Raw genomic sequence first — 23,089 nt, forward strand, 5'->3', positions numbered from 1 at the left:
TTGCCTTTTGGAGTGGAAAGTTATGCAAAAACAAATGCGTTTGTTTTTTCTGGTGGGCTTAGCCTTGTTGTTGGCAGCTTGCGCCAGCACCCAAACCAAGTCTGGGAAAATCTCTGATTATTCTTCGGTGCGGGTATCGGGCAGTGTGAGTCGGGACTTTGAGCGATCCCTGGAATATCTTGCCGAGCAGGATTATGCGAGTGCTATTGAACTTCTGCAGTCAGTGGTGGAGCGCGAGCAGCGCCTTCCGGCACCCTATATCAATCTGGGTATTGCCCACTACAAAAGTGGCAATGAGGCAAAAGCGGAAGAGGCCTTTTTAAAGGCATTGGCGTTGGACGAAAAACATCCGGTGGCAACTAATGAACTGGCTGTTCTCTACCGAAAGCAAGGGCGCTTTGCCGAGGCGCGAAAAATATATGTGAATGCTTTGGCAGAAAATCCAGAATATCTACCTTTGATAAAAAATCTGGGCATATTGTGTGATCTGTATCTGCAAGATCTCCAGTGTGCTCTGGCACAATTCGAACAATATGTTCAATTGGAACCAGAGGACCGGGATGTCACTATCTGGTTAGCTGATATTCAACGGAGGGCTGGTAAATGATTAAACTTCGTTGGGCTTTGCCATTCGTGGCCAGCTTTATGATTTTTCCTTATGCCTTGGCTCAGTCTGAGGGAGAGGAGAAAAAAGAATCCTCCGATAAAAAGGTGGATTCAAAAATTAAGGAGTTGTCGGGTATTTCTATTATCGGTAACAAGGAAGCCCCTAAGTCTCTCTATATTGTCCCCTGGAAAAGTTCCGAAGTGGGTGTCGAAAGCGACCTTGTCTCCAGCTTGATGGACGACAAACTCAAACCGCTCGACAAGGAAGTTTTCATGCGTGAGTTGGAGTTCTATCAACTCAGCCTGTCCGGCGATTAACGCCATATTGATTCTGGCTGTCGCCGGAGTAGCACCAAGTTTTAGCTGTATTTCTCAAGAGGGTTTGTAATGGACTTTTTCAATAACGTCATCGAGTTTTTCCAGACGGGCGGTACTTTCATGTACCCGATTCTCGTGGTTGCCGCACTGGGTGGTGCAGTGGCTATCGAGCGTTTTATCCGCCTGCATTTGGAGCGCCGCAGCAACCGCAATATGTGGGATAAGCTGCAGCCGGTATTAGCTTCAGGTGACTTCGATCGCGCTCGCAACCTGGTAAAACAGGACGAGTCCAGTGTGAGCAAATTATTGTCTATGGGGCTGGCCCGGCAGGGAGCTGTTCGCCGTCGTGAAGATATAGAAATCGCGATGGAAGAGAGCATGATGGAGATCACTCCACAGCTGGAAAAACGCACCCCTTACGTAGCTTTGTTTTCCAATATCGCAACTTTGCTCGGGCTTCTGGGAACCATTATGGGTCTGATCGAAGCCTTTACAGCGGTAGCCAATGCCAACCCGGCAGAAAAGGCAGACCTGCTCTCCGCCAGTATTTCCGTGGCGATGAACACCACCGCCTTCGGTCTGATGACTGGTATCCCGTTGTTGATCGTCCACGCATTGCTGAATTCACTCACCGGTGAAATTATCGATAGCCTGGAGATGGTCTCAGTAAAAGCATCCAACCTGATTGATGGTGCAACCCGTCGCCGTTTTGAAGTGGAGCCCGAAAAATCCAAGCCGTCTAGTGAAAAAACTGCCCCAGCTAAAACCAATCCAGTAGCACAGCAAGCGGAAACTGCGTAATGAGAAGGCGGCGCCACGGGCGGGATAAAGAAGCTCCTGAGCTGGATATCACTGCTTTCTTGAATTTGATGGTGGTATTGGTGCCTTTTCTATTGGTATCGGCGGTATTTTCGCGGGTGACAATTCTCGAACTGAATATGCCGAGTGGTGCCGGTGGTGGAGCACCGGATGATCCCACGGTTACGGTGGAGGTGGTTGTGCGAGAACAAGCTGTGGAAATCAGTGATGGTGAAAAGGTTATCGCTCGCTTCCCCAACCTGAATATGGATGGCGAGGGTGAAAATGCTCCGGTTGAAGCTCCCGTTGGGGCAGATACTGAACAGACTGAGGCTCTCGCTGTGCTGCCCACAGCAGAGGTGTATGACCTAAAGAAGCTCACGCAGTTTTTGTTGGAAGTTAAGGCCAGTTATCCGGAAAAAACTGATTCCATCATCCTGATGGAGCCCACAATCGCCTATGAGCATTTAGTGGGCATTATGGATACTGTGCGAGGAGCTGAGGTGCGGGTTGAGGGGAGTGATCCCAGTGACCTGGAAGCGGTGGAAAAGGTGGTTTTATTTCCTGATATTTCCATAGGAGATGCGCCATGAGAAATGAAAGCCGACGCATGAAGCGTATGGCGCGAAGCCATAAGCGCAAGAAAACCTCAGGTATGAACCTGACTTCCCTGATGGATGTTTTTACGATCCTGGTGTTTTTCCTGCTGACTAATACCTCCAGCAATGAAGCCCTGGAACCCCCCAAGGTGATTACCTTGCCGGACTCAGTCGTGGAGACCAAGCCCCGGGAAACGGTGACCTTGATGGTGACCAATGATGAAATCCTGGTGGAGTCCAACTCGGTAATTGCCACTTCCGAAGTGTTGGAAAGTGAGGAAACCATTATTGCGGCCATTAAGGAAGCCATGGTTGCGGAGCTGGCCAAGGCAATTGGTGTTGCCCAGGCCTCGGCAGACTCAGGTGAGGGCGGCGTCGAGGGAGGCCAGGATCCGGAACCACCGGAGGTCAATATTCTCGCGGACAGAGGCATTCCGTTCAGTTTGCTGAAAAAGGTGATGTCCAGCTGTACAGACGCTGGCTATACCAAAGTTTCACTGGCGGTTATTCAGAAAGCATCTCAGGGTTAATGGAAGTTTGTGAGTAATTTTCTTCAACAACAGCGGGCGGTAGGTGAGGCGCTTGAGGCGGTTCACCATCGCATGCAGCTGCTCGAGGATGAGCGGCACCAGATCGAAGAGAAGCTGGCTGAATTGCAGGACCAGGGGTCCAAGTACCAGTTGCTCGACGAGATTTCTGAACGCCTGCGCAAGCTTGAAGAAGCGGGCGCGGGAGAAATGTTCTGGGCGGAAGATTATCGGGAGAATGCTTCTGCGCAGGTTATCGAGCGGATCGGGCAGTCGACGCGCAGTTTCAACCAGAGCCTGGAGCAGCTGCGCGATGAGCGCAGTGCTATACAGAACAGCATAAGCGAGTGCCAGGAAGAGGTCTTTGCGCTGGATGAGCGCGCGGATGAGCTGCGCCGCGAGGAGGAAGAGTCAAAGTTCGAGTTCGAGATAACACGGGAATTCGAACAGCCTAAGTTCCGCCCTATGGTGATGCCATGGCACAAGCAGGGCGAGGACGAAAAGCGTTTTCGCCGCTGTGTCTTTGCCTCACTGTTTATCGCCGCCTTGCTGGGCTACCTGATTCCTCTGTATACGGTGCCCCAGCCCGAGTCTCAAATAGTGGAAATTCCCGAGCGCCTGGCCAAGCTGGTTATTGAGAAGAAGACCAAGCCCAAGCCACCGCCGGAGCCAGAAAAAGCCAAGCCTAAGAAAGAGGAGAAAAAGCCAGAGAAGAAGCCTGAGCAGAAGGTAGCCAAGCAGGACCCGAAACCCTCCAAGGCGGAGAAAAAGCAGGCGCGTAAAAAAGCTGAGCGATCCGGTGTTCTCGCCTTTAAGGATAACTTCCAGGACCTGATACAGGATGATCTGGATAACCGCCTCGGCCAGCAAACCCAGCTGAGCACAGCTGGTAAAAAAGAGAACCGCAGTCAGCGCTCACTGATCATCGCAGCATCTACCGCGGGAAGTGGTGGTATCAATACGGCAGAGTTGAGTCGCAATGTGGGTGGATCTGGTTCGGACTTGGGAGGCGTTGCCTTTGCACGAGTGGAAAGTTCTATCGGTACTGAAGGTGACTTTGCCGGCGAGGACCGTCCTCTCAGTGATGGTGCTGGACCGTCGCGGACAGATGAGGAAATCCAGATTGTTTTCGATCGCTACAAAACCACCTTGTACCGTATCTACAATCGTGAGCTGCGTAATAATCCCGCGCTGCAAGGTAAGATGGTGTTGAAGATTACTATTGAACCCAGCGGATCGGTTTCTGCCGTGAGTGTAGATTCCAGTGATGTGGATTCGCCGTCGCTCAATGCAAAAATTGTGGCTAGGGTCAAACGATTTAACTTTGGTGAAAAGGCCGGAGTGCCGACCATTACCATTCTTTATCCGATTGACTTCTTCCCGCCAATCTAGGCTGAAAATTGGCCGGAGCCCACTGAATGGTGGGTTCCGGTCGTTTCAAACTGATGAAATTTTCGTCATACCTGTTCAGTTATTATTTGTCCGTTCTGGACAAAAATTTTCCCTCACAGAGGGCCCGCCTGAGAACCACTTGGCAATCCCTACAAAAGTTCCACTTGTCAGCTGGCTAATTATGACTTGTTTCACGGCTACCTGAGTGGGTAGTAATTAAAGTTCGCCCACCGTGGAGTGTCTGGTGTAAATGCCCGATTTATCTCCAAATATCTGTATTAGAAAGTGGCGGCCGTTAAGTGATAATAAAGTCGGAATTTGTTGAGCAAAAATCCTGCAAGTCTGTGATTGTTGGATTTTTATTGGTCTGTGCGGCGATCCTATTAGCTGTACCGCAGGCATTTGCTCAATCTAGCTGTCCTTCTATTACCGATGATCCTGCAGGGTTCAATATTCTCAGTCACCGCTCCGGCCAAAGTTGGTGCGTTTTATGTGGTGATGGACAGGTAACCATCGAAGTTGATGTGCCCAGTATTTTCAGTGGCCTATCAGGTACTCAGTCCATTCAGAATATCGTTATTAGGGAGAACCTCGGGTCCTCCGGTCTCGAGTATGTGACTGGCTCTACTTCAGTGAGTTCTGGGTTTGTTCTGGGTGAACCCACTATTAGTGGTACCACAATAACTTGGGATCAAAATGACCTGTCGGCACTCGCTGAGCGCGACGAAAATACTACCTTGACGATTACCTTTAATGTGCGCAGTCAGGATGACGAAGAGGAAGAGCTGGTTCTTAAGAATCGCACCTTAAATGCTACCGCAACTTTTGATTACTGCAGTTACCCCACCACTACAGATACTCACAGCATGGAGTTGGCGATCCGTGAGCCGGAACCCTCCATGGACAAGCGGGGCCGTAATATTGATGCGGCGCAAACGAACTACACCAATAATGTCTATGGCAATATTGAAGATGATGTGATCTGGCGTATTCGTATCTCAAATGATGGTGACGCGGATATGCAGGATGCGCGTTTTGATGATTTGATGTCCAACCCCAATATGGATATCAATTACGCTTGTCCGAGTGAAAGTGCCGCTGAAGCTGTTGCCAATAATAATGGTGTTGCGCCCGGTGGCAGTAGCTGTGTTTCCGCAAGTAATTCTATTAATAACTTTGAGCTGGATGGTAACTTTTCCAGTGGCTCAGGGCGCACTGACGTTCCGTCTGGTGGCAACCTGGATATTTATTTAGTAGGTAAAGTAAATACTTCCTGTAGCAATGGCACTAATACAGTGTCAGATTTACAGTGGGGTTGTGAGATTGATGGTGATACGGGTGTGGGCGGTATTTCAAGCCCTGCAGAAGCCTCGGCTCCGGGCTCTGATACTTCGGAAATGCGTGTTGAGGTTTTAACTGATCTCACTATTACCCAGGAGATTACCGGTACCAACTTGAATCAACCTCTCGGTGCTTCCGGTTACGTTACTTTAACCGTAAATAACCGGACGGGTGGCTCGGTAAGAGATATCCAGTTTGTCAGCGATCTGCCCGATGAGTATGTGGTTGATACCACCTTTACACCGGAAATTACCCGAGAGCGCCGCGGTATTGATAGCCATAGCGCTAACTACGGCTCAGACTATGACGGCAAAGTTGATACTCTGGAATGGCGTGTGGGCTCTAACTGGAATCAATGGGATACGGATCCACTTAATAACAACCAACCGGAATTCCGCTTGTTGAGTAGTACAGTTCACTCGGTATACTCAGACCAAGAGCACATGATGCGACATGGAGATGAAATTCAAATTCGTTTCCGCATCGTTACGATTGAGCCCGACTTCTATGACCTGGATGCGGACCTGGATGTGGAGGAAGAGTCTTCCACCACCAGTACTGATCCTAATAGTAATATCGCTCTGGCAAACAATGTTCTCACTATTGATTACGAGGACTTTTGTTCTTCAACCAGCCCTGCTACTCAGGTAGATACGGAATCGGTTACGCCCGATCCCGAAGACCTGGATGTTAGTACTGTTCACCCCCTCTATATTGTTCGCGATAGTGGCACTTCAGAACTAACAGTGGATATCACCAATAATGGTGGCCACGATGCGAATGATTATTCAGTGTATGTCACCTTCGGTGAGGCGATGAGGGTATTGTCTAACGACCGCAGCTGTACGGCGTTGGGCAATCCCAATGCGGGCACTGTACCTCAGCACCCTGTATGGAACCAGCCGGATTACTTGCCGAATTCCTCAACAGTGTATCGCTGTGACAGTGGTGATCTTGGTGGTGAAATTGGACCCGGTGATACAGAACGGGTGATTTTTGTGGTTGAAAAGAATCACTCGGCCACCGATGACGACCTGACTTTTCGCGCAGATGTGGTCGGTGAGATCACTCTGAATGATGGTACACCTCTGAACTTTCCGAGCCCTGCCGTAATTACCGAAACAACACCAAGTCAACAGCTGGCCAACAACTATACCCTTGATGGTATGCGCGCGCGGGTAATGGGTTTTAACCTGGTCAAGGACCGTTCCGATGAATGTACCGAGCTGACCAGTGAAACTGCTTTCCCAAATAGCAGTGTATTGATTGGTGAAGAGTGTAGTTTTGAAATTCAAGCCGGTGGTTGGTTTGGATTCGATACACCGGGATTTACTTTGATAGAAGTGAAGGACATTGATGTTATCGATGACCTTCCTGACGGCCAGGGCTATATTGCGGATTCACCGCTAAATTGTTCAGACGTCAGCCTTCCTGATCCCACCTCACAGGCAAATTGTGTGGTTATTTCGAGCAGTGATATTGTTGAGGGCGGTGGTCTGAATAACTCTCTGAGTGAGACAGATTTACAGTGGGATATTACTACCAATATTACAGCGAAAGATCGCTGGTTCCTTGCGGATATGACAACCCGCTTGTTGAATGACCCAGTGGATACAGAAAACACTGATCCGAATCAACACGCAAATGACAGTATCGATTACGCTCGCGCCCAGTTTACTGCGGTTTTTGATACTGAAACGATTATCGTAGATAACTACAATACCAGTGGAACCCTGACCAATATTGATGGTGTTCCAACCACGGTCCCCGGTTTCCCAGATATTACTGAATGGTCGGAATCTGTCACTGTTACTGAACCCTCGATAGAAGTCGATAAAAAAGTCTGTAATGAAAATCTCTACGGCACTGGAACAAGCTGTAGCAATTTTGTGGATTTTACCGATGAAGGGCACCGGGACCAGACTTATATCTTCCGTCTCACGGTGACTAACCGGGCTGCGGATAGCGGTGTTGATCGCGCTCCCGCATACGATGTTGTCGTAACTGATACCCTGGATTCTTCCGGCCAGATGTGTGTGCAGGCAATGGATTCCGATAGCCTGGATAACGATGCTGATGGCAGTTCGGAAACTGTCAGTGGCGACGATGGCTTGGTGGGAATTACCTCTGGTGCAAATAACTATTCAGAAGCTACCCACTGTAGTGATGGTGGTACTCCGGCTATTATCACTTTTTCCTATGAGCATTCCACTGCCCTTGAGCGAATTAACCCGGGTGACTCCGTAACTCTGTATTACCGTGTGAAACCACATCAGTCAGTGGCACCACTGCAGCTGTTTACCAATACTTTCTTCGCTCGCTATGACAGTTTGGAAGGCGATTTTGGTAATCAGACTTCTCCGCAAATTGACAGTGACACGGACAATGATGGTGTCGGTGATGGCACTCCTGCAGCCGGTCGGGCGCGCCACTACCAGTCCGACGATGCCAAAGCACAGATGAGGATTATTGAAGTACAGGCAGAGCCGAAGGAAGCCCTTGAGTTCTCCAACGGCACGGCCAGTGGAACCAGCAGTGACACAGCGGTTGTCGGTGAAGAGGTACGTTACGAACTGACAGCACAGATTCCGGCAGCGAAACTGCGAGATTTTGTGATTCGTGATGAATTGCCGGCAGGTATGCGCTGTATCGAAGGGGAGACCATCGATTTAAGTGCCTCCCCTTATGATGCCGCTGGCTTTGTACCGGGAGGTACTTTTAATGCTACCTGTACCAGCACGGGTACTGCAGATTACGTTGAGTGGGATTTTGGTGATCAGGAACTCACCACCGTATCCGGTAGCCTGTTTGATTTTCCGGTAGAGTTTATTGCCCGTATTGAAAACAGCAGTAACACCAATGACGGCGATGTTTTGGGAAATGGCGGCAGCTATACCACTGCGCAAGTTACCTATGTGGATGAGTCCGGTGCGGCGGTGGCGGTGCCATTTGATGCCCATGAAATAACAGTACTCGAACCACAAATACAGCTGACCAAATCCTTTGCTGTTACCAATAGTGATGCTGACGATATTTTGACAGTCACGGTTACAGCAGAAAATATTGGCAGTGCCGATGCCTACAACTTGCAGGTGCTCGACGATCTCACCGGTAGCAATCTTATTTATCTGGGCAATGTGGGCGGCAACGATCCCCCGAATAATGTCGATGTCACTACGGTGGGCACCAATGCCCCCATCTTTAGCTGGAATCGCAGCAATAGCGATTACACTATTGCGGTTGGCAATACAAAAACATTCACTTTTGAAGTCCAGGTAGAGCAGGGCGTTGAGCCCCATGAAATTCTGGACAACACCGTTGAGGCCCGCTGGCAATCCCTACCTGGTATAGATGTTGCCCTTAATAGTAGCAACTCTATTGGCATTGATGGTGCCGCTGACGGCATGCGTATTGGTGTTTTGCCTAATGTAGGCGATCCCATCAACGATTATGAAACCACTGCCAGCGCCCAGACCGAAGTGCTGTCTTTGGCGTTGACTAAAACGGATTTGGACACCTCGGTAGTCCCCACCATCGGTGCCCATAAACAATTCCAACTGGAGATTAGTTTACCGGAAGGTATCAGTGAAAATGTAGTTATCACTGATCAGCTGGGTAGCCCCGAGGGTTATGTGCTCTCTCACAATGCTGACTACGATATCACTTACGATTTTGTCGGTATTGAAACTATTAATGGCAGCGCGCCGTCTGAATCGGCCTTTAACAGTTTTCCGGGGGATAATACTTCCGGAAATGCTACCTGGGATATCGGCACCGTCGATACCAGCAGTGAAAATGACACGGCCGGAAGCACAATTGCTCCGCTGATTCGAATTACCTATTTTGCCCGCATCGAAAATGATCTCGCCACTAATGATGGTGACAATCGCCAAAATAGTGCCGCGCTTACTTACAGCAATGGGGAAAGTGGCAGCACAGAAAATATCAACGACAGCACAACCAGTGTAACGGTAGTAGAGCCGTTACTCGAGATTAATAAGACAGTGAGTAATGCCACCAACCCCGGCAATCTGCCGGTGGGTGGTGATGTGCTGGAATATGTTATTACCGTGGAGCATGATGCGGGCTCCAGTGCCGCAGCTTATGAGCTGAATTTAGTCGATACGCTGCCTTCAGAGTTGACCTTTGATAGCAGCTTTACACCTACCGCAGAAATAGGCGGTACCGCAGTATCCGGCTTTGTCGCCACACCAGCGGCAGCTCCAGCAGGTCCACTCGTATGGGGTCGTGACAATGGCGATAACAGTCTGGATTTAGCGCTGGGTCAAACTCTGGTGCTCACCTACCGAACCCAGGTTACAGGCGTTTTTGGTTCGCCTATCAGCAACAGTGTGATGCTGGACTGGACCTCCCTGGACGATGGCAGTATCAATGACCAGGCCTATGAGCGAGACGGTGCTGGATGCCCCAGTATTTCCGCTCCTGATGATTACTGTGTTGGTCCTGCAGAAGCCAGTATCAATACGGTAGACAATACCAGCATTATAAAAACAGTAATTGCCGATACAGATACCACTACTGCTGTGGGCACCCTGCGTGTTGGCGATACTGTCACTTACCAGCTCACCCTGAATTTACAGGCGGGAACAACACCAGCGGTAACTATTGATGATGCGCTGCCCAGTGGTTTGGAATTTGACACTGTTGTCAGCGTGAATGGGGATACCACTGCTCCCTACAGCGATAGTCTGAATGACTTTACCTATTCAGCGATTTCGGTTCCCACTGCCGGTGATACTGGCACGGTGACCTGGGATCTGGGGGATATCACCAGTAATTTTGGTAATACCAATAACTTTGTTATTGAGTACACCGCTAAAGTAGTGGCGGGTTCGGGAATCACCGCGCCTACCGCAACCCTGACCAATACGGCCCAGCTAAATTACACCGGTGCCGCCAGTACCTTGCAGGACAGCGCCGATATTACTGTACTGCAACCGGTGATCGACAATCTCACCAAGGCCGATGCTACCTGGCCCAGCTCCCATATGAATGTGGACCCGGCCAACGATACTATGCAGTTTACCCTGCAGGCCTGTAACTCGGGTCTTGCCCCCGCCTACAACCTATCGCTAACTGACGATTTAGCAACGCAAATGGATGAGAGTTCCATTGCCAATCTCCAGGTGAGCCTCGACGGTACTGTACTGACACAGGGAACAGACTACACCTATAGTGCGCCGGCAACACGGGGTGATGATATGGGCTTCGATTTCCTGGTGCCGGTTGAAGCGGGCACCTGTTTGGAAATCAGTTACCAGATCGGTTTCTATACAGATATTAGTGGCGGTGAAAGCTGGGTTAACACTTTTACCGTCGATGAATTCTGGTCGCTGGAAGCTAGTAATGGCGAACAGTACTCTGCAGTTACTTTGGGCACTCCCTATCCGATGGGCACTGTTGCGACCAGTGTGACTGCTCCACAAAAAACACTGCAAACAGCGACTACTGCAGCTGTTGGTGACGAGGTTGTATACCAGATACAGGTCCCCGGTAGCGGCACCACCTCGGCCATTCACGATATTGAAATTTCCGATGTATTAGACCCCAGCTTAGAGCTGGTGCAATTGCAGGAAATTAATGGGCTTACCTACACCGATAATACCAGTGGCAATAATATCGATCTGGCAATCGATATTATCCCAGCCGGTACCGTGGCAATTTTTGAAGTTCGCGCCCGGGTTGCCAACAATGCTACAGCCCAGGCTGGTCACAGCTTTGAAAATGTGGTGACTTATTTTTATGCCGCGACTGATGGCGGCACTTCTCAGTCCGGAGGCACCGGCACTGCAGCGACACTCACCATCGTCGAGCCAGAGATAAGTGCAATTGCCTCTGTCGTAAATCAAACCAATCCCGGTAACGATCCGGATGCGGGCGATGTACTGCGTTTTACCTTGGACCTTAGTGCTGCGGGTGATGCGGAAAATTCTGCAGCTTACGATCTTTCGGTTAATGAGTTGTTATCCCTGGGGCTTGAGTTTGTACCGGGCACCGTGACTTTTGCCGGAGCGTCCCAGGCAGATCCCACCGTAACTGGTGACGGAATTATTACTGCGCAAAACCTGGTTTGGGATCGGGCCAATAGTGATCTGGATATTGCCGCTGGTGATAACAGTGAACTGGTCTTCGATGTGGTTGTACTCGACAGTGTACAGCCGGCGGCGGCGCTGTCCGCAACTGCCAACGTGGAATGGACCAGTCTCGATGAAGATAACAGTAGTATTTATGAACGTAATGGTACTGATGGCAGCGGCGGCCTGAATGATTACTTGCTGGAAAATATTGCTACTCAGCTAGATGCTGCCAATGACAGCACAATCACCAAAATCCGTTCAGATGACAGCTATGGTAGCGCTGATGAGCAATTGCGAGTGGGTGACTTGGTTGAATACCAGATTACCCTCTCCCTACCAGAGGGCACGGCTTCCAATGGGCTTATTGTCGATACTTTGCCCCAGGGAATGGTGTTTGTAAGCACACTTTCAATTAATGGCCAGACTTCTGCACCATTTACTGCTGCGGCGCCCTTTACCCACACCGATATCGCAGAACCAGTGCAGTCTGGTGATCCTTCTACTGGTGCCACTACGGTTACCTGGAGCATTCCCGACCTGGTCAACACGGGTGATAACGATACCAGCAACGATGAATTTGCTGTGCGTTACCTTGTGCGGGTTCTCAATGAGGATACCCATCCCTGGCCAGCAACGAATACTGCGCTGACCAATACTGCAGAGTTTGGTTTTGATGCTGCCACAGGAGCCGAAACCCGCAGTGATAGCGAAACACTGGATTTGTTGCAGCCGGATCTCGCCGTAGCTATTAGCTCAACTCCCGCGGATGGCAGCACGCTTTCCGCCGGCGATACCATTGAATATACCGTTACGATTACCAACAACGGTTCTTCAACAGCCTATGATCCAGTATTCCGCGATGTGATTCCCTTGGGTCTGCGCCAAGGGGGAGTCAGTGTCCAGTCCCTCACGGTAAATGGTGCCGCAGCAACAGTGGTTGCGCCTACTTTCGATAGTAGTAATGGCGAAGCCGTTTGGGATTTTGCCGCAGGTACGGGTTACGGAATCAACGCTGGTGAGTCCATGGAAATGGTATATCGCGTTGAAGCGGATTCTAATTTAGGGGCTGGACTTAGTCTGCAAAATGCGGCCTATGTTGAAGTTTATTATTCGCTTGATGATAACGATTTGCCGTCTCTCAATTCCGTGGCGGTCACTGACGATTTACGCGAGGATTATGGCCCGACTTCTCCGGTGAGTGTTCAATTTAATACTCCCAATGCCGCGCCACTGTTGATTGAAGTTACCCAATTAACAGCTTCCATTGGCGAGCCGTTTAACTATCGCATTACCATCCCGGAAACGGTGCAGACCACAGCGCTTCACGATGTCACTGTGCTGATGGATCTGACTGCGTCTGCTGCGGATCTGGAATTTGTCAGTGCCAGTAAAGTATCTGGCAGTGCATCTTTCACTCCGGAAAATAACGGCAGCTCCACCAGTCTCAGTATTGCAGATAGCACTAACGGAATTGATGTGCCCGCCGGCGAGCAAGTCATTATTGATGTAACCCTGCGACTGCTGGATATGGACCCGCCGAATGTGGACGGTTTAAATTTTGCCACCACTGCCAGCTACAGCTACAACTACGATAATGATAATGCCTCTGCGGGGCAGGGTGCGGGTAGCGGCAATACTACGGCGGACATGACAGTAGTAGAGCCCACGGCTATTACCCTGACTAAAACTGGCCCCACCAGTGTCCAGTCCGGTGTAGGCGGTACCTTTACTTTAGATTTGCACAATACCGGTACGGGCCCGGCCTGGGATATTAGTGTTACCGATATTTTGCCGGATAATAATCCCGGTGGAATGTGTGAAACGGCCCCGGCCAATTTCACCGCGCAAATTACTGACAGCGCCGGCACCACGACGGCCACCCTGACAGAGGGTTCCGACTTTAGCGCGGTATTCGATAACGATAGCTGCACCCTCACAATTACCTCCATCGGCCCAGCGGCAATGCTGGATGCGGATTACCATCTGCTGATTGGTTACGATGCCTATTTGGATGCCGACACCGTGGATGGGGATACGCTGACGAATATTGCTGGTGTTACTCAGTGGCACAGCTGGGATAGCAGCCTCACTGAAGTTCGCCAGTACACCCGTGCGGCGCCCACCGATGGCACTCCCGGTGTGCTGGATCATGAGGATGCTTATTCGGTTAGCGCCTCCGTACCGACAGTGACTTTCTACAAAGCAGTGGAAAATATCAGCCGTGGAGAAAACCCGGCCACTGCCGCCAGCCCCACGGAAGTTTTACGTTACACATTGACTCTGACCAATACGAGTGGTGTTGATGTGAGCGGAGTCGAGATTACCGATGACCTGGGTCGATTAAATAATTCTGCACTGTTTGAATCGGGCACTTTACAGTTGGTAAGTGCTCCAACTGGCAGTGACAGCAGTGCTATCGATGCTTCTGCCGGTACCTGGAATAGTGGCTATCTGGAAGTCAGTAATCTGGATCTTACGGCGAGCGGTACCACGGGAGATTCTATCCAGATTGTTTATGAAGTTACCCTGGCAGCAGTTATTGATAGTGGGACCCAAGTCTTCAACCAGGCCCAGGCTCAGCTTCCGGGGCAATTACTGCAAGACAGTGATGATCCCAACATCAATGGCACCGATGATCCGGATACGGCGGGTGATGAAGATCCTACAGAAGTACTGATTGAGTCAGAGCCATTACTGGTGGTAGAAAAAACGTCGGCAGATATGACTAATGATGCTGATCTGCTGATGGTTGGGGATACCCTGCGATATACCATTACCGTGGAAAATGCCGGCAATGAGAATGCGATCAACGCCCTGATAATGGACCAGGTTCCGGCAAATACAACCTATGTCAGTGGTTCTACCACCCTCAATGGCTCCACAGTGTCTGATGTCAGCGGCACCTCTCCTCTGGCTGCAGGTATGAGCATTAATACCGATGGTGAAGCCGATGGTTTTATCGGCGCAGCGGCCAATGGCGCACCTGCAGTGGTCATCACCTTTGATGTCACCATTAATGACGTTAATGATGGCACCGTTATTTCAAACCAAGCGTTTGTAAATGGTGAAGGTGCGGGTAGCGGTACTTTTGATGAAGTGCCCTCCGATGATCCGAATACCGATGCTCCCAATGATCCCACGATCGATATTGTTGGTGATGTACCCCTGTTAATTGCCCACAAGACTGTGGAGATTGCCGAAGACTATATTTCCGCAGGGATTGTCGATCCGGGTGATGTACTTCGCTATACCATCGCAATCACCAATATGGGTGGTGTAGATGCTCTCGAAGTAGCGCTTACCGATCAGGTACCAAATGACACTACTTATGTTGCTGGCACCACCACTTTAAATGGTGAAGTGGTCGCGGATAACGGTGGTGGTAATTCACAGTTGGATTCTGCCCTACCGGTTTCATCCGATGACCTGACTCCGCCGCTACCGGGAGCCAATGAAGGCATTATTACCTCGGGTCAAACTGCCACTGTCACATTTGAGGTAATGGTGAATGCTGGCACTCCGACAGGCACAGTTATCAGTAACCAGGGTAGTGTCGAAGCAGATGAGTTGGCACTTACCCTGACCGATGCAGATGGCAACCCAGCCAATGGTGCACAGCCAACTGACGTTGTCGTGGGTGATGCCCAGTTGCTCTCAATTGTGAAAGAAGTTGCGGTTGTCGGTGGCGGTGCCGCAGAAGCGGGTGCGGTATTGGAATACCTGGTAACCGTCGAAAATATCAGCGGTGTCCCAGCAACTTATATTGAGATCACCGATGACCTGGCGATAGCCGGAGATGGAGTTCTTACCTATATCGCTGATTCGGCCATGCTCAACGGGCAGACCGACGGAATAACGGTTGTCGACACGCTAATCACTGCAGACTACGCCACAACTTACGGTGATTTGGAACCGGGAGAGATGGTTACTCTGCGTTTCCAGGCGCAGATGTCAGAAAACCTGGATTATGGTTTTACTGTAGTGAATACCGCAGAAGTACAGTGGAATGATCCGGCCTCCAGCGCTCAGGCTAGTGTTGCCATTGACGTTGGCGGTACCCCGGGCATTGCCAACCTGGCTGGTTATCTGTGGCACGATGTGAATTTCAATGATGCCTTGGATACGGATGAGAGCCTGCTGCTTAATTGGGCGGTAGACCTGTATTTCAATGACGAATTGATGGAAACAGTTCAGTCTGATGAAAATGGTTACTTCCAGTTCCAGGGGCTCGTACCGAACAGCTATGGTGGCCTTAGCTATGAAATGCGTTACACCGCACCAGATGCTACTGAAAGTACAGCTTCATTGGGTAACTCTGTTTCTGATTTCACCAACGGCCCGCAGTCCATTAGTGAAATTTATGTAGATTCGGGAGCGAACCCACAGGACTTGAATTTGCCTCTAACACCCAATGGCGTGGTTTACGATTCAGTAACCCGCTCCGCCATTGAGGGTGCCACCCTCACTATGTTGAGGGTGAGTTCCGGTCAGGAATTGCCTGCGCGTTGTTTTGATGATGAGAAACAACAAGGGCAGGTAACCCAGTCTGGGGGTTACTACAAGTTTGATATCAACTTCAGCGATGCAGCCTGTCCATCCAACGCGGACTACCTGATTCAGGTGGATATCGCGGATGAGGATTATGTGGGTGGTGAATCACTGGTAATTCCTTCTCAGACAAACAGCGAAACTGCCGGTTTTGATGTGGCCGGTTGCCTGGGCAGCAACGCCGATATGGTTCCTGCGACCGCAAATCACTGTGAGGTGCAGGAATTGTTCTCTCACCCCTCTCTTGATGTCGAGGCGCGGGATGCGGCAACGGACTACTACCTGCGAATGACTTTGGATGATGGTCAGATTCCAGGGGAAAGCCAGCTGTTCAACAACCATGTCGCCATGGACCCGGAGTTGGAGGGAGCGCTTTCTATCACCAAAACTGCGGCCATGCTCAACGTAACCCGCAGTCAGTTGGTTCCTTACACCATTACTTTTGGCAATACGCTGCCAATTCCACTGACAGATCTACAGCTAGTAGATTACTTCCCGGCAGGCTTCAAATATGTCGCGGGCTCGGCGCGCCTTGATGGAGAAGCGGTTGAGCCTGAAAGCGAAGGCCTGCAATTGAGGTGGTCGGATCTGCGCGTGGAAGCGGAAGAAACCCGTGTATTGAAATTGCTATTGGTTGTGGGTTCCGGTGTGGGCGAGGGCAAATATGTGAACCGCGCCCGTATGTTTAATCAGCTCTCTGGACAGGCAGCCTCTGGTGAGGCCTCTGCCACTGTGCGTGTGGTGCCCGATCCCACCTTCGACTGCACCGATGTTATCGGCAAAGTGTTTGACGATAAAAATATGAATGGCTACCAGGATGAAGGAGAGGGTGGTTTACCGGGTGCTCGAGTGGTGACTGCTACCGGCCTGAATGCTACAGCGGACTCCCACGGTCGATTCCATATTACCTGCGCAGTGGTGCCGAATGGGGATCGAGGTTCCAATTTTGTGCTCAAGCTCGACGATCGCAGCTTGCCAAGCGGGTATCGTCTCACCACTGAAAACCCGCGTGTGCTGCGAGCCACCCGAGGCAAGATGCTGAAGTTCAACTTTGGAGCCAGCTTGCACCGGGTAGTGCGCCTGGATATTGCCGAAGCGGTATTTGAACCGGGCACAACAGAATTGCGCCCGCAATGGCATTCCCGAATGGATTTATTGTTGGAAAAACTCAGTGAAGCTCCCTCTGTTTTACGCCTTGCCTATCTTGGGGAGAATGAAGATCCGGATCTGGTGGACGAGCGTCTGCAGGCAATTAAAGATCAGGTCGCCCAGGACTGGGAGAGCCGTGAAGGTGACTACGATTTGACCATAGAAACTGAAGTTTTCTGGCGCCGCGGAGCGCCTCCTGGTAAAGGAGGTTTGAAGTGATGTCCTTTGCAAAACGGAATCGTGATCGGCGAGCTTGCTCGATAAATACTGCCGCGAAGACGACCCGCTTTTTCCCCCGGCGGGACTGCCGTCTCGCCACTGCGATCGCGTTGGCATTGACACTTCCAGCGCAGGCCCAGGAAGCAGGTGCGAAAGTAGATGAGCCTAGTTGGTGGCAGGTTTGGCAAAATATTCCGAGCCTGAGTTCCGAAGAAAGTGAAACCCAATCTGAACTCGAAGAGCAGTCGATTGGCAGTAATACAGAAGGTATGCTGCTGCGTGCACCTACAAATCAATGGTTGCAGGATGCGACTCAATTTGTTGCGCCGCTGGACCCGATTGTGGTGGAAGATTTTATCGATCCAATCCTGTTCTATGGCGTTGAGGATGAAATTCCTCTGGAGACAGTGGAGTTACTGAGCCAGAGCTTGAATGACTTGGGTGAGACGCCCAATTTTAAGCTGCACTTTATTGGCCATACAGATTCCGATCCCCTTACCGGGGAACAGGTAGCAGACTTTGCCAGCAAAGAAGAATTTACTTTGGCGCGGGCCCAGTTCGTGGCGGACTTCCTTCAAGAGGCCCTTGAACTACCTGAGCAAATGATTGTTGTTGAAGGGCGTGGGGATATAGAACCCACAGCGGATAATATTACTACCGCAGGTCGAGAAGAGAATCGCCGAGTACAGGTAAAAGTAACCTACGACGCCCTGGATGAAAAAGCCATGGCGGACCGTGCTCGCGCGGAGGCATTGTTGCTCAACCGGGTTAAAGTATGTCGCCAGGAAACGGTGTGCAGGCTTACTTATGCCTCAGGCAGTGAACAGCGGGCACGCCTGAGAAACCTGGTGGCGCCACTTAGGATGGAGCCCGGGCAAACAGAATTACCGGAAGCCTTTATTCGCCGTATCCGCGAGGTTCGATCTAACCTTGCGGATAAAAATAATTTAGTCATTCACTTTATTGGTCATACCGACGCCCGTCCCCTGGACGTGAGTGAAAATCCGGAAGCCCAACAGAGTGCTTATCAGGAGCGATCCTATGGCGAAGCCCGCCGTGTCGCTCAGGCTCTGGGTTCTGCACTGAATTTACCTGCGGCTATGGTCACCAGCAGTGGCAAGGGGGCAAGTCAACCAATAGCGGCCAATGATACGTCGAAAGGCCGAGCCCTCAACCGTCGGGTAGAAGTGGAATTTTGGTATGACGACCCTTTGGAAGTTGCTACAGATTCTGTTCAGGCCTGTCCGGAAGCTGCCGCTGCGGAAACTCTCACCATTGCCTACGAGTCTGCCGGTGGAAAACTGTCGCCGATTCGTTTTGATAATGGCGATCCGATTATCAGTCAGGCACAGCTGACACAAATACGTGCGGCCATGGCTGAAATTTCCAATAAAGCGAATGTTCGCCTGAGCTTTATTGGCTACAGTGATAACCAGCGTATGGATCGCCGCGAAGCGATAGTTTACGGCGATGACCAGGGGTTGTCCGGTGCCCGCGCTCAGCGCGCTATGGCACAGGTACAGGAATTACTGAATCTCGAAGACTCCCAGGTGGAGTTTGAGGGGCGTGGCTACGTCCAATCTGCGGATGTAGTGAGCAATGGCTTTGAGCAGCGGGATGGCGCCAGGGTTGAGGTTGAAATTCTGTACGATGAATTGGCAATTCTTACTGAAAGTGATCGCCTGGAAATCGAGCGTATTAATCGAGAGGCCATAGCCAATAATCCCTACGCACTTAACTTAATGCGTATTACTGTCGACGGCAGCCCGGAATACGACCCCTATAAAAACTCAGCGGACTTACAGCGCTGTACTGATGTGGCCTTGCAGGAAGCGAATATTCAATTTCGCTTCGACAATAAAAAAATGCAACCGCGCCTGAATGTGACAGCGTGGCCCAATACCATCCGTTACGCAGATAACCCGGATACCGACCTGGCAGAGAACCGGGTATTTTTCAGTAGCTATACCAACTATCCCTCTTTTATTAAAAGTACCGAAGTGCGATTGTTCGAAGAGGGACAGTCTCTGCGCGATACACCTCTGGCAATTGTACCGCTGGATCACTTTGGCAAAGGGGAATGGCATGCAGAATTTTCTGAATTCCAGGCGCCGCTAAAGAAATTACACTACGTGCTGCGTGCCTATGACAACAAGGGCCGCTATGACGAGACCATGGAACAGACCCTGTGGTTGGTAGATCAAATTGAAGAGTCTTCAGAAAATGAAAACATCGGTAGGGAGTTATTAGTAGGCTACGGTGAGAACCGCTTAGCCCAGCGGAACATCCCTCTGGATGGTAACAGTGTATTGGTCAATGGCACTCAGGTGCCACCCGGGCACACCGTGTGGTTAGCGGGCAATCCGGTACCGGTCGACAGTCAAGGCCAGTTTATTGCCGAGCAAATTTTTGAGCCGGGTATGCACACGGTTGAAGTGGCGATACTCGATGATGAGGGTAATGGTGAACTTTTCCTGCGGGATTTGGATTTTGCCAAAAACGACTGGTTTACTGTAGGTATTGCCGACCTTACCGTGGGTTACGATAAAACCAATGGCCCAGCAGCCCTGGTTACCGGTGATGAAACTCACTATGACAACTCAGTAAGCTACGATGGCCGCCTGGCGTTTTACACCAACGGCGGTTTCGGGGAAGGCTGGCGTCTGTCGGCCAGTGCAGATACCGAAGAGGGCCCGGTAGAGGATCTGTTTTCCAACTTTATGGAAAAGTCTCCCGATGCCTTGTTCCGCCGCCTGGATAGTGATTTGTATTACCCAACGTTTGGTGATGACTCCACCGTAGTTGAAGACGCCCCCACGTTAGGCAAGTTTTATGTGAAATTGTCCAAGTACGATGACTACGGTCTCTGGGGTAATTTCAAAGCCAACTACGCCGATAATGAGCTCGCCCAAATTGACCGGACGCTCTACGGCGGCAGTGGTCACTTTGAAACCGATGCGATGACCAGCTTTGGTGAGAAGCGCTTTCAAATAGATGCCTTTGGAGCAGAGCCGGGAACCATTGCCGGGCGCGATGAGTATCGTGGAACCGGTGGTTCCCTGTATTACCTCCGCCACCAGGATATTTCCAGCGGCTCGGAAAGTTTACGAGTAGAAGTTCGGGATAAAGATTCCGGGTTGGTGCTCGCAGTTAAGACACTTACTGCAGTAGTTGATTACGACATCGACTATATCCAAGGGCGTATCCTGCTTAACAGCCCCTTATCTTCCCTGGCAAATGATGAACTGCTCATTGAAGATGGCGCTTACAACGGCAATCCCCAATACCTGGTAGCACGCTACGAATACACACCAGGTTTTGAAGAAATGGACACCCTGGCTGTTGGTGGGCGTGCCCACTACTGGTTGGGCGATCACGTCAAATTGGGCTTCAGCAGTATTCAGCAAGACGAAGATGAAAATGAAAGTTCCTTGCAGGGTATTGACCTGACTTTGCGTAAAAGCGCCAGCAGTTGGGTGAAAATTGAAATGGCCGATAGCGAGGGTAGCAATCTCGATAGCGTCAGTTCGCTCGATGGCGGCTACACCTTTGATGATGAAAGCCTGGATTCCACGGTTGCTGCCAGTGCAACCAAAGTGGAAGGCGTTTTACAGCTGGGAGATTTCTTCGAGAGTTTGCGTGGCTCGGGTAATTTCTACCATCAAGAGCGTGAAGCGGGTTTTTCCGGTCCAGGCCAATTTGTGGATGGCGATACCATTCAATATGGCGGTGGCGTTAACCTGCCGATCGGCGAAAGTTTTGATGTAAGAATCAAAGCCGACACCAAAGAAGAAGAGCAGGGGTTGCAAACCAATACCATGGACTTGATGCTCGGCTACCGCATCAATGATCACTGGCGACTCACCTCCGCAGTTCGCAATGATAGCCGTGAAGATGAATCCGAAGTTGTCGCCGCTACCCAGACAGAAGGGGATCGCACAGATGTTGCTGTCGAGGCGAGCTATGATTCCGGTGAGAGTTGGAGCGCCTTTGGTTTTGTTCAGAATACGATGGAAGTGACCGGTACCCGCGAAGAGAACAATCGCATCGGCCTTGGTGGCGCTTATCGGGTAAGTGACCGTCTGACAATGGACAGTGAAGTTTCCGGTGGTGATACTGGCACAGCTGCCCGACTCGGTACGGACTTTCTGGTGACTGACAGAACCAGCCTCTATATGAATTATGCGCTGGATAACGAGCGCAGCGATACCGGTGTGCGTGCACGCAAGGGCAATATGAGTACCGGCTTCCGCAGTCGCTATTCTGATACGCTAAATATTTACGGTGAGGAGCGCTACAGTCACGGTGATGTTTCCACTGGCCTGACCCACGCCCTGGGTATGGATCTGGCCCCCAATGACCGTTGGACCTATGGCACTACCCTGGAGGCGGGCACACTCGAAGACCCGGATACAGGAGCCAAGACCGAGCGCAATGCCATGGGCTTTAATGTGGGCTATGGCTTGGATGCTATACGTATCGCATCCGCGCTGGAATACCGTACGGATATATCGGAAACGGTATCGGGCGAAAATGTTGTATCGGAAACCGAGCGCGATACCTGGCTATTAAAAAATACCTTCAACTACCAGTTCACTCCGGACTGGCGCTTGGTTGGCAAACTCAACTATTCAGACAGCAAAAGTTCGGAAGGTGAATTCTACGATGGTAAATTCACCGAAGCGGTAATGGGTTATGCCTACCGCCCGGTAAACAATGACCGGCTGAATACCCTGATGAAGTACACCTATTTCTATAATGTGCCGACTCAGGATCAGGTTACTGTTGAAAATACCTCCACTGAATTTATCCAGAAGAGTCATATCTTTTCGATAGATGCCAGTTACGATCTCAATCGACAGTGGACTTTGGGTGGCAAGTACGCCTATCGTCTAGGCCAGTTGAGCATGGATACGGAAGACCCAGAGTTTTTCGATAGCCGTGCGAGTCTCTATGTACTGCGTGCCGATTGGCATTTTATCAAGCGCTGGGACCTCCTCTTGGAAGCACGTCTGCTCGATTTACCCGATGCCCAGGATAGCAAGAGCGGCGCCTTAATCGGCTTGTATCGCCATGTTGGCGACCACCTTAAGTTGGGGGTGGGCTACAACTTTACCGACTTCTCTGATGACCTCACCCAGCTGGACTATGACAGTCATGGGGTGTTTATTAATATTATTGGCAAGTTGTGATTCTAGGGCCCGGTACAAGCTGGGCCTTAATTCTTATCCCTTTCGTTTGAGCTTCAAACAATAATGTGGAGTTATTAAAACGCAAAAGAGTCGGGTTTTTTAATCCCACTATTTAACTCCACTTTTAAGTAAAGAGTAAATGACGTTATTAGCCGTCACTAGACGGATTCAGCCAGTAAGCCTCCCAATCTACTTGTCTACGTATCAACCGTCGCCAGATGCAATATATGGAGCTATACAAGCTATGAGACTCTTCCTCTGACCCCATGGACTAGAGTGTCACTAAGTAGGGCCTTAGAGAG

General features: G+C 50.5%; 8 protein-coding genes. All 8 read left to right on the forward strand.

Annotated features, from left to right (window positions below; genetic code table 11):
- The first annotated feature begins 22 nt into the window (after positions 1-22).
- The 8 genes from ACJJI6_RS01725 to ACJJI6_RS01760 all read left to right on the forward strand — a co-directional run bounded on the left by ACJJI6_RS01725 (position 23) and on the right by ACJJI6_RS01760 (position 22,787).
- A complete protein-coding gene (locus ACJJI6_RS01725; protein ID WP_413662567.1) occupies positions 23-607 on the forward strand; it encodes a tetratricopeptide repeat protein in 585 nt (194 codons plus the stop codon).
- Positions 604-924 (forward strand): hypothetical protein, encoded by a 321-nt coding sequence (locus ACJJI6_RS01730; protein ID WP_475712302.1) that lies wholly within the window; start codon positions 604-606, stop codon positions 922-924. Before ACJJI6_RS01725 ends, ACJJI6_RS01730 begins: the two co-directional genes overlap by 4 nt.
- Before the next feature lie 69 nt (positions 925-993).
- Positions 994-1,725 carry a MotA/TolQ/ExbB proton channel family protein gene (locus ACJJI6_RS01735; RefSeq protein WP_475707891.1) on the forward strand — a complete coding sequence of 244 codons (732 nt, stop codon included), beginning with the start codon at positions 994-996 and terminating at the stop codon, positions 1,723-1,725.
- Positions 1,725-2,315 (forward strand): ExbD/TolR family protein, encoded by a 591-nt coding sequence (locus ACJJI6_RS01740; RefSeq protein ID WP_475712303.1) that lies wholly within the window; start codon positions 1,725-1,727, stop codon positions 2,313-2,315. The genes ACJJI6_RS01735 and ACJJI6_RS01740 overlap by 1 nt, the downstream gene beginning before the upstream one ends.
- On the forward strand, positions 2,312-2,851 hold the full coding sequence (locus ACJJI6_RS01745; RefSeq protein WP_413662565.1) for an ExbD/TolR family protein: 540 nt from the start codon (positions 2,312-2,314) through the stop codon (positions 2,849-2,851). Before ACJJI6_RS01740 ends, ACJJI6_RS01745 begins: the two co-directional genes overlap by 4 nt.
- A 9-nt stretch (positions 2,852-2,860) precedes the next feature.
- Entirely contained in the window at positions 2,861-4,240 is a 1,380-nt protein-coding gene (locus ACJJI6_RS01750) for an AgmX/PglI C-terminal domain-containing protein (protein WP_475712304.1), read from the forward strand.
- A gap of 299 nt (positions 4,241-4,539) precedes the next feature.
- On the forward strand, positions 4,540-17,595 hold the full coding sequence (locus ACJJI6_RS01755; protein ID WP_475712305.1) for an isopeptide-forming domain-containing fimbrial protein: 13,056 nt from the start codon (positions 4,540-4,542) through the stop codon (positions 17,593-17,595).
- Positions 17,595-22,787 carry an OmpA family protein gene (locus ACJJI6_RS01760; RefSeq protein ID WP_475712306.1) on the forward strand — a complete coding sequence of 1,731 codons (5,193 nt, stop codon included), beginning with the start codon at positions 17,595-17,597 and terminating at the stop codon, positions 22,785-22,787. Before ACJJI6_RS01755 ends, ACJJI6_RS01760 begins: the two co-directional genes overlap by 1 nt.
- Positions 22,788-23,089 lie beyond the last annotated feature (302 nt).

Source organism: Microbulbifer maximicatervae (SeqCode) (assembly GCF_056232625.1).